Raw genomic sequence first — 14,303 nt, 5'->3', positions numbered from 1 at the left:
TTGGTCACCACTGATATGCTCAGTAGAAACATAATAAAACTAGATAGATAATTGTAGTATAAAATTATCGAACATTCTGGATATACTGATTTTAATTCAATTCGTGTGTTGTAATACCAGATAATAATTCAAAACAATCTGTTTTGCGCGAAAGCTGTTACATCCTACTGTTTTTGACTTGTTCTTGTTTGATGTTTCTTCTACCTCTTGCACTTATCAGAAATAATTTATAACACCATTTCAGATAGATTATGGCGAATCGATATCCCAGTGCCTCCTCGGGTACGACTGCGTCCCCCCGTGTGTGTTGCGAGCGACAATCGTCGCCGTCGCGGACGTCCGGTCGTCTCGCTCCTCGGTCGACTCTTCGTAGTACAGCACAGTCATATCCAGACACGCACGGAGGAGTTCGTTCGACTGAAATCGGTACCGGTCGGTGCTGGGTCCAATCGTCGCTGGCGACGACGACTGGAGATGGTGCTGATAGAAGAGGACTCCTCCTGGTTTCAGTGCGGTCTTGATGTCTCCGAAGCGGTCGAGGATTCGAAAGAAACTCAGCGTAATCACGTCGTATTCCGCGACTGGGTACTCGTACTCGGTGGCGTCTGCCTGAATCGTCTGGATAGAATCTTCAACACCTGCTTCGACAGCGCGTTCGCGGATGATTTCGAGGCCCGCAGACGACTGGTCGAGGGCATCCACGTCGTACCCTTCCTCCGCGAGGAAGATTGCGTTTCTACCAGTACCTGCTGCCACATCGAGTGCCCTCCCCTCTGGGAAGGTCTCGATGTAGGCACGCAACACCGGAGACGGTTCTGGGTCGGTTGGGTACGTCCCTTCACTGAACCGCTCGTCCCATTTGTCCATGCACCGACTACGGACGCCCGTGTGTTGAACGTACGTCTCGAAACACCAACGCTTTGCTGTTCGCACTGTTCGGAGACAGTCATGGCGAAGATTCGACCAGACGAACTCGACGACCGACTGGACGCCGGCACAGCACCATTCGTGCTCGACATCCGCCCCAAAGACCACTACCGACGTGGTGCAATCGAAGGGAGTTACAACGCGCCGGTCTACGAAGACGTCCGTTCGGGTGACGAGAGTTCGCTTCGTCGCCACCTCGACGACATTCCACGCGAGAGGGACGTGGTCGTCGTCTGTAAGATGGGCATCGTCGCGAAACGGGCGACGAGCATCCTTCAGTCGGAAGGGTACGATGCGACGACGCTCGCCGGTGGGATGAGCGGGTGGAACGGCTACCAGAACGGGTCACTCACCTACAAGATACGGTCGTTGCTGTGGCGGTTCTTCTGAGAGAAGAGAGTTGGGGTGAGTCGCCCCCGACAGTGCTCTGTCCAGAGCCAGTTTCCGTGAACGCATATCTCAGTTACATACGGCCATTTATCCGTGTCCAGCAGAGAAGAGAGAGTATGACGATCGAAACTGGCGACGCAGTCTCACTGGAATACGTTGGAAAGCTTCCCGATGGAACGGTCTTCGACACCTCCCGGCCGGAGGTTGCCGAAGCAGAAGGCCTCGCAGAGGGACAGGACCGAGAGTACGAACCGCTCACCGTCGAAGTCGGTGCCGGAACGGTCATCGAGGGTCTCGACGAGGCACTCGTCGGCATGGACGTCGGTGACGAGGAGTCTATCGAGATTCCGCCGGAGAAAGCGTACGGTCAGCCATCGGAAGACCGCATCCGCGAGCACGAGACCGCACAACTCCGTGAAATCCTCGGTGACGACCCCGAAGTCGGCATGTACGTCCAGACCCAGCAGGGTGGACTCGGCGAAATCGTCCACGCGGACGACGAAATCGTTCGAATCGACTTCAATCACCAGCTCGCAGGCGAGACGCTCATCTTCGACATCGAAATCGTCGACGCCAACTGAGCGCTCACACGACGTTCGGCGTCTCTTCTTTGCAGACTACGCAGTCGGCAGTACCACGAGCAGTGGCAGGACGACCCTCGGACATACTTATCTGCGGGCCAACCTACATGTACTGTATGTACGAGCGTATCCTCTTCCCCGTAGACGAGACTACCGAGTCGAGTGCGATACTCCACCACGCCAGTGAGATTTCACATTGGGCGGACGGAGAGATTCTCCTGTTGTACGTGGCAGACACCGATCGTAACAGCGTCACGCTGATCGATAACGAAGTCGTCGATGCCCTCGAACGGAAGGGCCACTCCGTCGTGGAAGAAGCGGGCGAGATCCTCGACACACTTGGTGTCGAGTACGGAACCGACGTCGTGCAGGGTAATCCGGCACCAACGATTGCAGAGTACGCTGACACGTACGACTACGACCTCATCGCGATGCCTACGCACGCGCGCCATGGACTCTCGCGACGGTTGATGGGCAGTGTCACGGAAAAAGTCGTTCAGCTATCGAATCGGCCAGTGCTCACTGCTCGGATGGTCTCGAGTGACGAGTTGACGTTCCCGTACGAGGACATTCTCGTCCCGACCGACGGCAGTCCATCTGCGAATCGTGCCGCGATACACGGTATCGAACTCGCAGCAACAGTCGGTGCCACACTTCACATTCTCTCGGTCGTCGACGATTCGTCGCTTGGCCCCGACGTTCGGTCGATGTTGTCCGGCACGAAGTTCGAACAGGGTGCCACTGAAGCCATCGATGCTATCGCCGCCGAAGCAGACGAACTCGGTGTTTCGAACGTCGTCAAACACGTCGAGCACGGCAAGCCAAGCGAACAAATTCTCTCGTGCATCGAAACCGAGGGAATCGACGCCGTCGTGATGGGGACGACAGGGAGAAGCGGCATCGACCGGATACTTCTCGGGAGCGTCGCCGCGGCGACAGTCAGAGATGCACCGGTGCCAGTCATCACGATGGCACCAGAAGACGAGGAGTGACGCCGCGAGCAACAGCGACCGGGATGGCTGTCAGTATTCGGTTCCCTTTCGTGCCCGCTGACCGCTCTCGAGGGGATGTTTTACCTTCCGAACGTTCGTGACGAGGTCTGCCACGTCGTGTAGATACGTCGGGTCGTCGTGGCTGCCAGTCAGTACGAGTTCGAGGTGTTCAGGCTTCCGCTCGACGAGTTCGAGGACCGCAGACTCGTCGAGAAGTCCCATTGCGACAGCGTAGAGAATCTCGTCGAAGATGAGGAGGTGGACGCCTTCATCTGGTCGCCCGTCGAGGTCGAGCGGTGACGTAAGGTCTGCATTCGCTGCTGCGTCGATGAGTTCTTTCGCTCGTTCAAACCCCGCGGCGGCCTTTTCGGCGTGGTCGGCGTCGTTACTCCCGTCGGCTAACCCCGCCCACCCGTAGTGGCCGAGATTCTCATACGAGAACCCAGGCATCGCCGCAATCGCGTTGTACTCGCCGCGGACTGCTTCGACAGAGTCGGCACCACCCTTCATGAACTGAAGCATGTGAACGCGATACCCGTGACCAGCAGCGCGGAAACCCATACCCAACGCGGCGGTGGTCTTCCCCTTCCCGTCGCCCCACCAGACCTGTACGAGCCCAAACTCGTCGGGTGCAGCAGGGTCTATGGCTGTCGCTTCTGGGCGAATCCCACGCCCGGGTGTATTCTTCCGAACCGACTCCGGGTCGGGTTCTGGCGTGTCAGTCATCAGTTTCCCTGCGAGCGCGAGTGGTCGATGGTGTGTGCATGAATTCAACTCTGATTTCATTAGCAAAAGTTGTATTGACTCTCTTTCCACCACCACTGTTAGATGAAGACGACACTCCACTCGTGAATCAGTGTGTCAATATATTTATTCTAACACACCAATACGTAGCGAGGACGAAGCGTGTGACAGATTCGATGAAACAATCAGATACAAGAGTCGTCGAGCGTGGGATTCGATGGGCCATCGTCGCCGTGTTTATCGAGGGAGTTCGTCGTCGAGCACCTGGTGCGATGGTAAACGCCATCTTCTCACTCGTGGGGACGTTCGTCCCCGAGTTATTCGAACGCGTGTTCGGTGTCGAATTCCGACCGTGGCAACGTGTGTACGTCGAGTCCGCAATGCTCACTCACTCACTCGGAATGCTCGGCCCTTACGACGACGTGTGGTGGTGGGACCACCTGACCCACGCTCACACGGCTACTATCGTCGGTGGACTGGTCCACGTTGTCTCTCATCGCCGTGGCCGTGACCCGGACTCACGAGTTGTCGCGACGATCGTCTGCACCGGTATCATCTGGGAACTGGCCGAGTACGGTATCCACTCTGCTGCCGACCGGCTCGGAATCGAACCGATTCTCGTCTCATACGGGAGAGCAGATACGGTTCTCGACCTCGTGTTCAATCTCGTCGGGGCGTTTCTGGTCGTTCTCTTCGGTGACCGGGTGTTGCGAAATCTGACGAACGAGGAGTAACGTCACTCTCTCGTTCGAGTGTTGTGGAGCGCAATCAGGAACATCACTGTCATTATCAACGCAATCAGCCACCCGATTAGACCGAACGTTGGATTGGTGTTGGTTAGGATTGCCGACCCGATAACCCAAGACGCCGTGATTAGTGCGTACGCCAGCGCTCTGGCTATTGCAATTAGGGGTTGTTGTAACTGTAGACCTTCGACCTCTAGTTCACCGCGTTGAACCGTGTCGAGAACGCGTTCGAGTTTCGCGGGGATGCGAACGGTCGAGCGTGCCGACATCGTCGCATCGTCACGGACGCCTTCGAACCACGTCTCTGCGCCACGTTTGCGGTAGCCGTGTGCCACGAGGAACGTCTGTGCAGCTGAGAGGATATCGAATTCGGGGTCGAGTTGGCGAAGAACTCCCTCGCTGACGGTCCCGACACGGATGAGAAGCATGACGTCCGGCGGGATTCGAAACGGGAACTCGTGGAGTATCGAATTCACTTCGAGCATGAGAGCACGCCAGTCCGAGATTCCCTTTCCTTCGAGGTTTTTGATGGCCAAGTCGAGGACCTGGTTCATGCTTCCTCGGTCGACGTTCCGGTCGAGGACGCCGAGGTCGATGAGAACGTCGATCATCCGCTCTGTGTCTCGTGCTGCAGCAGCTAAGTAGAGGCTCACGATCGCCTCTTGCATCTCAGGGGTGAACCGCCCCGTCATGCCGAAGTCGTAGAAGACGATTCGTCCTCGCTTGTCGATGCCGAGGTTCCCGGGATGTGGGTCTCCATGGAAGACGCCGTCGACGATTCCCATCTTGAAGTAGGTATCTGCGATGTGGTGCGCAATTTCGACTGGGTCGAACCCTTCCGTTCGAAGTTCACCCACGTCCGTAATCTTGGTACTCTCGACGAACTCCATGGTCAGAATCCGTTCAGACGATGCTTCGGAGTACAACGAAGGTATCTTTACGTCGTCGACGTCAGCGAAGTTGGCGCCGATTTCTTCCATCATCCGCCCTTCTCGGTCGAAGTCGAGTTCCTCTCTGATGACGCGCTCGAAGTCGTCCGCCAAGTTACGAAGCGAAAAGTGATGGCGCCGCGGTGCGATGGCGATGACGACTGGCAGGAGTCGCCGAACGACGCGAAGGTCGACTTCGATCACGTCGACAACGTTCGGGCGGCGAACTTTCACTGCAACTCGCTGTCCCTCGTATCGTGCTACGTGTACCTGTGCGAGTGACCCGCCAGCGATTGCGTCTGGGTCGAATTCGTCGTAGGCATCCACACCGACATCGGCCGCAACGATGGCTTGTATCTCTTCGAACGGCCCGGGCGGCACGGTGTCTTGAAGCGTGATGAGCTCTTGAGCGTAGACGAGCGGAACGATATCTGGCCGCGTCGAGAGGACCTGCCCAATCTTGATGAACGTCGGGCCGAGGTCGACCAAGGTGTCGCGAAGTTTCTGTGCCCGTTCTTTGTGTTGTGCCTCGGTCACCAGTCGTGAACGGCCAAAGACGATGAAACGATGCCGGTCACGGAGGAATGCGAGGAAAAACGGGAGAAAGCTGAGTGCAATCTGGGCGAAGCGACGCGGGTACTGAAACATTCGATTCCTCGATTGAATGATACTATCGCCGAGACCAAAAAGTTAGAGGCACGTGGTTCTGCATCTCGTCTTCGGATTTCGATTCACACGAAGGCATCGTGGACACCAATGGTGGAGGGTGAATCAACCAGCGATGTGTCCGGGGTACCGAATCTGACTCCCAGTTCGAGCGGCGAGTGATGGCCATCCGAGTGGGGGGTTCGGTTCTTCTCGCTCCGAGAGTTGGGCTTCGACGAACCCGACGCGCACGTACACATCACGGTTGAAGTCTGCGGTTATTTGATCGTCCCATCGCTGGGCAAGGTCCGGTGGGATTTCTTGGTCACGCGGGACGGCAATTAGAATGTTGACTTCTGGTTCGTTCCCAAGGACAATGTCTACCGGCTCATAGTCGACGGTCACACTGACGAGTTCGACACCCGGGATGTTCGCCTCGTCGAATCCTTGTTGGAATTCGGTTTGGACTTGCCGTTCGAACGATTGTGTCTGGAAGGTCGTGAAGGTGACTGCACCGAGGACGATGGAGAGAACGGCAATCCCGACTGCGATGATGGCAATGCGAGTGAACAATGACGATTTTACGCCTTCGTATGTGCCGGCTTCGAGTGGTTTAAAACCTGACAAGTAGAAGAGAATGAGTGCAGACAGGTTGATTGCGAGGAGGTTGACGATGACGAGCACAGCTGCGGCAATCGCAACACCGGGCAATCCAAATGCAAGTCCAAGTCCGGACGTCGCTGCTGGCGGGACGAGTGCCACTGCAATGGCGACACCGACGAGTGTCGACCCCGACCCACGCATGATGCTGATACTCCCTGCGAATCCCGAACCGAGCGCGAGGAAGAGCGACAAGAAGTTCGGACTCGTCCGCTCTGCGACTTGTGGAATCGACGTGATGTCGAGTTGAGGTGGAATGAGAATCGTTTGCTGGAGAAGTACGCCCATGATAGCGGCAGTCGCGATGGCAGCGAGGAGTCCCGTTACCTGAAGGGTGACCCCACGGCGAGTCATCTGCTGGTCGTTGAGAATCGTCCCAACACTCGCAGAGATGGCGGGGCCCATCAACGGTGCAACGACCATCGCACCGATGATAGTCGCGGCGGAGTCAAGTAAGAGACCCGTTGTCGCGATAATCGTACTCAGAATCAAGAAGGCGAAAAAAGTCGAGTTCGCCGGTGCGAGGTCCTGTGCTCGCGCGTATAGTTCTTCACGAGAGATTCGTAGACCGGGGAATCGTTCGACCAGCGCAGAGAGTCGCTGTGAGACGACGGTCTCTGTCGGGAGGACGATCGTGTAGGAGTCCTCTCGAATCCCGGCCTCGGTCAGTTTATCCATCACCGTTTCGACACCACTGGGGGGGACGGGGAACTGTACCATCGCTTCGAAATCCCCTCGACCGACCTCCTGAAAGACAGCGTAGTCGACACCCTGGTCGTCGAGTGCGTTGAGAACGCTCTCTCGTGTACCTTCGGGTATCAACACCTGAACGAGACGCATGAAACGTATACAACCTCTGAGATAATAAATCTGGGAGAGAGATGACACGTGTGATTTCATACGCTTTCGCGCACCATCCGTGAGGAGACACGGTTTGAGTCTTCGAACGACTATACGCATCGGTTCAGTACGGTGTTCTCGTGCAGAAGTATTCCCAGCCGGACGACACCCCACACCATTACAACGATACGTGCGTAATCCTGAATGTGTGCTGGTAGTGACAGTCACCGATTCTACAGTTTCTGATAGGTGTGAAGGGATGAAGCACGCTGTTCGACACTGGAGACAGGCATCATTCCAGTCTTATCGCTAACTGGCGGATTCAGCTACGTAAGCGAATTCTCACGACGGTCCATCCAACTGGACGATTCAAGAGGCGGCGAGTGGTCAGTGCCTCTGCTCAGAACTGCTGAGACGTCCACCAAATAAAACGAGTGTGTACCCGTGGTGAGTACCCGGTTAGTTTCGGATGTCAATCCGAATCTCGTGGCTCTCACCTTCGTCAGTCCGGTGCCCACAGAACGGACAGAACTCGTAGTAGTGAGCACCCGGTTTGACGTTGTACCCCTCTGTACGGTCGCACGTGATACGAGTCTCAGCGCGGGGGTCTTCTGGGGGTGCTTGTCGTGACATACCAACCCGTGGACGAGGGTCGTACAAATACTTATTCATCGTTTGTTTGTAGTCTACATCGATTGACATTCAAATTCTGAATTATTAGATGACAATATCCACGATTCTACAGGATATATCGTATTTTGAAGCATCCTCATCTCGGTGCGACAGAGACAGAACACAACTGCGACAGTTCAGTTGGCCACGTTAGTCTGAGACGACTGACCCGTCTTGGTCGTCTTCAGGGCCACCCGAACGTGTTGGACTTCCACCGTCGTTTTCGTCGGGATTCGATGTCGGTTCCGCTGTGAGTTCGTCTAAATCCTCCGGCTCCACGAACGTCTCTCCCGTAGCAGGCGTTCCGCCGACGACTGCTGGGAGAACGTGCCGCGCACACTCGACGACGGCGATGAGCAGAAGCGGCCCTAAGAACACCCCGTACCACCCGAAGAGGAGTGGACCAATCGTGTACGCTAACATGACTGCACCCACGTGAAGCGACCGACCTGAGACGTACGGTCGGAGGAGTTGGTCCGGCAGCGTGTCAACGATGACGACAGAGACGATGGCGAACAAGGCGACGAACCAGAGCGCAGACGGGTCCGTTATGAGCGCGTCGGCCAGCAGTATCAGCCCAACTGGGACCCAGACGATTTTGATACCGATGACAGGAATGAGACTCCCGACACCAGTCAGTAGCCCGACCAGTGCTGGTTCGGGGATTCGGACAGTCTCTGGGGCGACGAGATTGAGGACGGTGTACGTTGCTGCGCCGAGTGCACCCGTGATGACGGCGTTGAGGATGTTCCCAAAGTACACTTGCGTGAGGTCACGGTCGACGGCCTTGAGATACGATTCGATGACGCTTCCGTCTTTGACCAACGTCGAACGGGCCCACGCCGCGACTCGGTAATCGTCTCGAAGGAGGAAGAACACGACGATGAGCGCGATGAACATCTGGAGGCCGGCGTTCACCACGACTGCCAGTGAACCCGAGATGGTATCCAACACGCCGAGGAGACTCTGTCCAAATCCATTTGTCAACAACCCAGATGGGTCGGTGATGAGTGCACGGAGCGTTTCTTCACTGAATTCGGTGAGGTCTGCCAGTGTGGGGACTGTGTCGAGCCCTGGGATTGGTTGTGCAGTTCCGTTCGTCCCGAGCAAATCGCGAATCCCCCGAATCGCGACAGTGGCCGTCCACACGACCAACGCTAACACAGGGATGGCAACGCTGACGAGTGCCAACGTCACAGAGAGTGTTCGTTGTGGGACACGGTGACTGATACGTACGTGAATCGGACGCGTCACGTAGTAGAGGAACAGTCCGAGGACGAACGCGCCGACGAACCGCCACCCGACGTACACGACCAACCCAAACAGAACCAAGACGAGGGCCCACAGGCCTGCTCGTTCCCGGGACAGTCTCAGGTCTACGACTCGTCGGGTCATCGGCGGGTCCACAGGAATATTACGGTACTCACGACTATTGTAAGTGGCATCAAAAAGAGAACTAGTTCTCGATTATGCAGCGGTTGGTTCCTGACCGAACGCCTCGCGAAGCTGGTCTTCTTGTTCCGGTGAGAGGTTCGTCCGGAGAACCTTGGGCGCGAGCGATTCGAGTTCGGGGACGACGCGTTCACCCTGTGCACTGCGAACGAGGAGGAACAACGCAGAGTGACCGGGTTCGATTGTGTCGCCTACCTCTTTGATGAAGTCGTCGTCGATACCATAGTCAGCAAATTTTCCGGAGAGCGCACCTGTTACTGCACCGACTGCCAGTCCAAGCCACGGGGCGAGGAAGAGGAGGCCAATGAGCATCCCCCAGAACGCTCCACCGAGCGCACCAGTTCCAACCAGACTCACTGCTTGGTCTACCTTCACCTTCCCATTTTCTTTCCGGACGACGACCGCCGCGTCGTCCAATTGAATTAGTTCCTGCTTCTGTAGGTCGTACAACTCGTCACGCGCCTCTTTGGCACCTTCTAGAGTGTCAAACGCGAGCACTATCAAACTACTACTCATTGCGAACGTCAATTCCACGTGACGGATAATCAATACCATTCACGTGTTACATGAATTTCATAATAAGTGAATCATACTTTGGCCCAGAATATTCGTTCAGAGTCGTATGTTCACTCCATCACCATAATCGTATTACAGCGGCTATGTGGCGCCGATATCACGTGAATAGCTACACTGACTGAACAGTGTTCTACCACCGTTTTTCGGCCTCGGTCGAACCGTCTCTGAACGTCTCGTCTCCACAGTAACAGGAACGTCGTAACCAGACGACTTACGTTGTCCCCGAGAATTTCACAGCACCCGTGAAAATTGTTTATTCTCCTATACGGCGAAATATCCTGTCGATATGAGTTCTGAAACGACCGACTCTCCAACATCCGGCTCAGCAGAATCGATGCCGAACACGGTACAGACGAACTGGCGGTGGCTGGTCGTCGCAGGCGCCGTCATCGCCCTCATCGGCGTCCTCGCGATGTTCGCGCCGTTCGTGACGGGCGTCTCGCTATCGCTCCTCATCGGTCTCTTCCTCATCGCAACGGGGATTCTCGACTTCGTCGGGATATTCAGAGCGAGAAGGTGGACCGGCGCAGTTTGGCAACTCATCCTCGGTGTCGTCACGCTTGCCGCCGGCGTGATTCTGCTTCTCAACCCAGTCTTCGGACTGGTGACGCTGACCCTCCTCGTCATCGCGTACTTACTGGTTAGCGGAGTGATTCAGACCGTGATGGGGTTCCGTCTCCGTGGTGAACCGAACTGGTTCTTGGCCATCGTGAGTGGCGTCATCGGGATCCTCCTCGCCGTGATGCTCTGGGCAGGGTTCCCATCGACTGCACTGTGGGCCGTTGGTCTGTTATTCGGAGTAAACCTGCTCGTAAACGGCGTTTCGATGGCACTGCTCGCCTACAGCGCGCGAAACATGACCATCCCTGCCGAAATGGAACAAGCCGCAGAAGCAGGGGGCATCTAACCCGAATTCAGCATCTGTTTTTCGTCTAGCGTGCCGATACTGGCGGTTCGTACACGGGGCGGTCGACACCGAGTTGGTAGCCCTCTTCACGTGCGACGGCATTCAGGTACTCGGACATCGCGTACGCCATCCACGCTTGTGCCCAGCGCATTAGCGTCGTCTTGACCGTGTACAACTTGTGCTTGCGGTAGTAGAATCGGCCGTTACCTGCATAGAGGTTCTCGATCGTCCAGTCGAGGATTCGGCCGGCCATCTGAAGGTCACCAGCGGCAGTGAAGACGGCGATGGCAGTTGCAGCGGCGTGGATGTCTCGTGGATACGATTTCGATTCGTCCCAGTTTGGTGCGCCGTCTGCGTCGAACAGGTCACTGCGGTAAAATTCGAGGCCACGTTCGATGGTTTCGTCGTATCTCGACGAACCACAGACGTCTCTGTACCGGAGGAACGCGTCGAGGATGAACCCGTTGTGATGGTTGTCCATCGAGAGGTGAGAACTCGATGCCGGAACACGGTAGGTCCACCCTCCAATCGGTGCCTGCTGCGCAGCGATGAAGTCGAGAATCGCAGTCGCACGGTCGAGGTCTGACTCGTCACCGTAGTGCCCATAGATGTCGACGAGGAGACGCGCTCCGAGTGCCCCAGAGTTGAGCGTGTAGTACGTGTCTGGATGGTTCATGTGGTAGTTGATCTTCGCCCCACCGTCGACTTCACGGTAATCGAGGTCCTCGACGACGAAGTCGGATGCAGTCCGAGCAATCGGCGCGTACACCGGGTCGTACGGAGCGGCAGTGAGGAGGGCTTTCACGGCGAACGACGTCGAGACGACGTCTGGGTCGTTCGGCACGCCCTTCTGTTCGAGATGCTGAATCTCGTGTTTGTGGCCGCCACAGAAGCCGTGGTAGCCAATACTTCGGTTCTCGATGAGCCAGTCTGCCAGTTGCCGGGCTTCGTCGAGGTAGTCGACTGCTGGCTTCTCACCCATCGCCTGCGTGTAGTAGTGGTAGTTCAGATTCGCGAGCGTGAACAACGCCGTCCCCTTGTAGTTTCGGCGCTTCTCGACGAGGAACAGTGGTCGCACGTTTACTGGCGGACGTTTCACCAGCTCCTGGACGACGAGATTCACCCATCGGTTTTCGAACGGGAGTGCCTGCAGCAACCGACTGCTCATACCATCGCCGTAATCCCACCCTTTGTAGTCACGTGTCCGTGCGTACTCCAGCGTCTCGGCGAGAATCTGCGTCAGTGGCTGACCGCCAAACGAGACTGGAGGACGTTCCTGACCGTTTTCTGAACGCTTGGGGGCGGAGAGAAGTGAACCATTCTGGGACATGCTACTATCCAGAAAGACAGACTTTGATGGCTTTGTTACGAGTATCCTATGCAGGCCCGAGACACTACAGCGAAGAGAGTATTTGCGTCAATTAGCAGGGGTTCGAGTCTATAACTCGAGCGACCAATGTCTCTGGTTGTCTGGCCGATTTACTCGGTACACATGTGATACACAAACCTTCGATGTCGTCTCATTTTTGAAACTAAGTACGCGTATAACAAAACGCCATACTCACTACTTTTTCAGTATGTCCACGAATCGGACGGGAGCAATGAAAACGCTGCTCGTTGGACTCGACTCAGCGTGTCTCCCGGTACTACAACCACTCTTCGACGACGGAGAGCTACCGACGCTCCACTCGATATTCACGTCGGGAGTCCACGGCTCACTCGAATCACAGATACCCCCGTGGACGGCCAGTGCGTGGCCTTCGGCGTACACTGGAATGAACCCCGGTAAGCACGGTGTCTTCGATTTCCTTTCGTTCGACGGGTATGGGTGGTCTGTCGTCAACGGGAGTCATCTCCGAGAACGAACCCTCTGGGAGCTGTTAGACTACCACGGCTTTTCGAGCGTCGTCGTCAACGCACCAGTAACACATCCATCGCGTCCGTTCGACGGTGCTCTGCTCCCCGGATACACTGCTCCGGAGAACCCACGTGGCTACCCAGACGGAATCGTAGCCGACGTTCGAAACGCCATCGGCGACTACCGGGTGTACCCACGAGAACCCTCGCCGAGCGATAACGCCCCAAGTGACCGGTACTGTGAGCTAATTCGCATGCGCGGAGAAGCGTTCATGTATCTGGTCGACAGATTCAATCCAGATTTCGGGTTTATCCAGTTCCAACAGACGGACACCGTCTTCCACGAGCGACCGGGTGACCTCGACTCAGTCCGTGATATCTACGCCGAGGTCGACCGACAACTCGAGGCGATTCTCGACGCATACCATCCCGAGAACGTACTCGTCATGAGCGACCACGGAATGGGCGAGTACACAGGGTACGAGTTCCGTGTCAACGAGTTCCTTCGCCGACATGGGTTCGTCAAAACCATGAACGGTGGCCAGGGGATGCCGACGTGGGCAACCGTTCGAGATTCGAAGCTCGTGGCCGGTATCGAAGCCGAAACCGTCGAGGAGAGTCTTCCAGCCAAAGCGATGCAGTTAGTCGCACGAACAGGCCTCACGAGTCAGCGTATCGGCGCTGTCCTCGGCCGCCTCGGTCTCGAAGAGTTCGTCACGAGTCGAATCAGTTCGGACATCATCAGTGCCGGTACTCAACAAGTGGACTTCAAGCGCTCGCTCGCATACATGCGCTCGCGCACCGAACTCGGTGTCAGGATAAATCTCGTCGGGCGGGAGCCTCACGGCGTCGTCGCCCCGTCTGAATACGAGTCGATTCGCGAGGAGATTATCGACCTGTTACGAAACGCGACTGACCCTGACGGCAATCCTGTCTTCGACGAGGTGTCGCCGCGTGAGATGCACTTCTACGGACCCAGAGAGGAGGATGCGGTCGATATCGTGCTCATCCCACGCGACTTCGACCAGTTCCTCTCTGCGATGCTCGCCGAGGACGTGTTCGGAGAGCCAACTGAGCCGTGGAACCACAAACTGTTCGGCATCGTTGCAGCGATCGGGGCCGATATCGACACGGATGCGTCACTCGATGGCGCACATCTCTTCGACATCGCACCGACGGTTCTCGCGACGTTCGGTGTCGAAGCAGACGAACAAATGGACGGGAGCGTACTCCCAATCGTCGATGCAGTCGGAACGAGGTCGTATCCAGCGTTCGACCCGGCCGAAGTCAGTACGACGACAGACAGTCAAGTCGAAGAACGACTCGCCAATCTCGGCTACCTCGAGTAAGCACGCTCCCGAGTTCCTGTTTTTGTGAGATGGTGG

The 14,303-nt window shown here is 56.4% G+C and carries 14 protein-coding genes; 6 read left to right on the top strand and 8 right to left on the bottom strand.

Features of this window, described 5'->3' with window-relative positions:
• Positions 1-249: 249 nt before the first annotated feature.
• Complete coding sequence (locus tag GJR98_RS16770) at positions 250-867, bottom strand: class I SAM-dependent methyltransferase (RefSeq protein WP_151139887.1); 618 nt, start codon at positions 865-867, stop codon at positions 250-252.
• A gap of 81 nt (positions 868-948) precedes the next feature.
• Between GJR98_RS16770 and GJR98_RS16765 the strand changes: the two genes are divergently transcribed.
• The 3 genes from GJR98_RS16765 to GJR98_RS16755 all read left to right on the top strand — a co-directional run bounded on the left by GJR98_RS16765 (position 949) and on the right by GJR98_RS16755 (position 2,890).
• Positions 949-1,317: a rhodanese-like domain-containing protein gene (locus tag GJR98_RS16765; RefSeq protein ID WP_151139886.1), complete on the top strand. Its 369-nt coding sequence runs from the start codon at positions 949-951 to the stop codon at positions 1,315-1,317.
• 116 nt (positions 1,318-1,433) lie between these two features.
• Positions 1,434-1,898 (top strand): FKBP-type peptidyl-prolyl cis-trans isomerase, encoded by a 465-nt coding sequence (locus tag GJR98_RS16760; protein WP_151139885.1) that lies wholly within the window; start codon positions 1,434-1,436, stop codon positions 1,896-1,898.
• A gap of 116 nt (positions 1,899-2,014) precedes the next feature.
• A complete protein-coding gene (locus tag GJR98_RS16755) occupies positions 2,015-2,890 on the top strand; it encodes a universal stress protein (RefSeq protein WP_151139884.1) in 876 nt (291 codons plus the stop codon).
• Between the two features lie 30 nt (positions 2,891-2,920).
• Here the strand turns inward: GJR98_RS16755 and GJR98_RS16750 are convergent, their stop codons facing one another.
• A complete protein-coding gene (locus GJR98_RS16750) occupies positions 2,921-3,616 on the bottom strand; it encodes a cob(I)yrinic acid a,c-diamide adenosyltransferase (protein ID WP_151139883.1) in 696 nt (231 codons plus the stop codon).
• 194 nt (positions 3,617-3,810) lie between these two features.
• Between GJR98_RS16750 and GJR98_RS16745 the strand changes: the two genes are divergently transcribed.
• On the top strand, positions 3,811-4,368 hold the full coding sequence (locus GJR98_RS16745; RefSeq protein WP_151139882.1) for a hypothetical protein: 558 nt from the start codon (positions 3,811-3,813) through the stop codon (positions 4,366-4,368).
• A 2-nt stretch (positions 4,369-4,370) separates the two neighbouring features.
• On the opposite strand, the gene GJR98_RS16740 is transcribed toward GJR98_RS16745, so the two are convergent.
• The 5 genes from GJR98_RS16740 to GJR98_RS16720 form a co-directional block, all read right to left on the bottom strand.
• Positions 4,371-5,957 (bottom strand): ABC1 kinase family protein, encoded by a 1,587-nt coding sequence (locus tag GJR98_RS16740; RefSeq protein ID WP_151139881.1) that lies wholly within the window; start codon positions 5,955-5,957, stop codon positions 4,371-4,373.
• Positions 5,958-6,080: 123 nt separating this feature from the next.
• On the bottom strand, positions 6,081-7,454 hold the full coding sequence (locus GJR98_RS16735; RefSeq protein ID WP_151139880.1) for a TIGR00341 family protein: 1,374 nt from the start codon (positions 7,452-7,454) through the stop codon (positions 6,081-6,083).
• A 459-nt stretch (positions 7,455-7,913) separates the two neighbouring features.
• Positions 7,914-8,087: a hypothetical protein gene (locus GJR98_RS16730; protein ID WP_154269881.1), complete on the bottom strand. Its 174-nt coding sequence runs from the start codon at positions 8,085-8,087 to the stop codon at positions 7,914-7,916.
• 189 nt (positions 8,088-8,276) lie between these two features.
• Positions 8,277-9,521 (bottom strand): AI-2E family transporter, encoded by a 1,245-nt coding sequence (locus tag GJR98_RS16725; RefSeq protein WP_151139879.1) that lies wholly within the window; start codon positions 9,519-9,521, stop codon positions 8,277-8,279.
• Positions 9,522-9,593: 72 nt separating this feature from the next.
• Complete coding sequence (locus tag GJR98_RS16720; protein WP_151139878.1) at positions 9,594-10,094, bottom strand: DUF1269 domain-containing protein; 501 nt, start codon at positions 10,092-10,094, stop codon at positions 9,594-9,596.
• Positions 10,095-10,440: 346 nt separating this feature from the next.
• Here GJR98_RS16720 and GJR98_RS16715 point away from each other — a divergent pair, with 346 nt between their 5' ends.
• Entirely contained in the window at positions 10,441-11,061 is a 621-nt protein-coding gene (locus tag GJR98_RS16715) for an HdeD family acid-resistance protein (protein ID WP_151139877.1), read from the top strand.
• 25 nt (positions 11,062-11,086) lie between these two features.
• Here the strand turns inward: GJR98_RS16715 and GJR98_RS16710 are convergent, their stop codons facing one another.
• A complete protein-coding gene (locus tag GJR98_RS16710) occupies positions 11,087-12,391 on the bottom strand; it encodes an antibiotic ABC transporter permease (protein ID WP_151139876.1) in 1,305 nt (434 codons plus the stop codon).
• Positions 12,392-12,662: 271 nt separating this feature from the next.
• Between GJR98_RS16710 and GJR98_RS16705 the strand changes: the two genes are divergently transcribed.
• Positions 12,663-14,267 carry an alkaline phosphatase family protein gene (locus GJR98_RS16705; protein WP_151139875.1) on the top strand — a complete coding sequence of 535 codons (1,605 nt, stop codon included), beginning with the start codon at positions 12,663-12,665 and terminating at the stop codon, positions 14,265-14,267.
• Positions 14,268-14,303 lie beyond the last annotated feature (36 nt).

It is taken from the genome of Haloferax marinisediminis (assembly GCF_009674585.1).
Classification (GTDB): Archaea; Halobacteriota; Halobacteria; order Halobacteriales; family Haloferacaceae; genus Haloferax; species Haloferax marinisediminis.
The sequence above is the reverse complement of the archived record's forward strand: the minus strand, read 5'-3'. Positions and strand labels throughout refer to the sequence as shown.

What these genes read in the sequence shown, in the direction of transcription:
- GJR98_RS16765 (WP_151139886.1), top strand. Translation starts at nt 949, where the DNA reads ATGGCGAAGATTCGACCAGACGAACTCGACGACCGACTGGACGCCGGC.
- GJR98_RS16705 (WP_151139875.1), top strand. Translation starts at nt 12,663, where the DNA reads ATGAAAACGCTGCTCGTTGGACTCGACTCAGCGTGTCTCCCGGTACTA.
- GJR98_RS16725 (WP_151139879.1), bottom strand. Translation starts at nt 9,521, where the DNA reads ATGACCCGACGAGTCGTAGACCTGAGACTGTCCCGGGAACGAGCAGGC.
- GJR98_RS16760 (WP_151139885.1), top strand. Translation starts at nt 1,434, where the DNA reads ATGACGATCGAAACTGGCGACGCAGTCTCACTGGAATACGTTGGAAAG.
- GJR98_RS16715 (WP_151139877.1), top strand. Translation starts at nt 10,441, where the DNA reads ATGAGTTCTGAAACGACCGACTCTCCAACATCCGGCTCAGCAGAATCG.
- GJR98_RS16730 (WP_154269881.1), bottom strand. Translation starts at nt 8,087, where the DNA reads ATGTCACGACAAGCACCCCCAGAAGACCCCCGCGCTGAGACTCGTATC.
- GJR98_RS16770 (WP_151139887.1), bottom strand. Translation starts at nt 867, where the DNA reads ATGGACAAATGGGACGAGCGGTTCAGTGAAGGGACGTACCCAACCGAC.
- GJR98_RS16755 (WP_151139884.1), top strand. Translation starts at nt 2,015, where the DNA reads ATGTACGAGCGTATCCTCTTCCCCGTAGACGAGACTACCGAGTCGAGT.
- GJR98_RS16720 (WP_151139878.1), bottom strand. Translation starts at nt 10,094, where the DNA reads ATGAGTAGTAGTTTGATAGTGCTCGCGTTTGACACTCTAGAAGGTGCC.
- GJR98_RS16710 (WP_151139876.1), bottom strand. Translation starts at nt 12,391, where the DNA reads ATGTCCCAGAATGGTTCACTTCTCTCCGCCCCCAAGCGTTCAGAAAAC.
- GJR98_RS16750 (WP_151139883.1), bottom strand. Translation starts at nt 3,616, where the DNA reads ATGACTGACACGCCAGAACCCGACCCGGAGTCGGTTCGGAAGAATACA.
- GJR98_RS16745 (WP_151139882.1), top strand. Translation starts at nt 3,811, where the DNA reads ATGAAACAATCAGATACAAGAGTCGTCGAGCGTGGGATTCGATGGGCC.
- GJR98_RS16740 (WP_151139881.1), bottom strand. Translation starts at nt 5,957, where the DNA reads ATGTTTCAGTACCCGCGTCGCTTCGCCCAGATTGCACTCAGCTTTCTC.
- GJR98_RS16735 (WP_151139880.1), bottom strand. Translation starts at nt 7,454, where the DNA reads ATGCGTCTCGTTCAGGTGTTGATACCCGAAGGTACACGAGAGAGCGTT.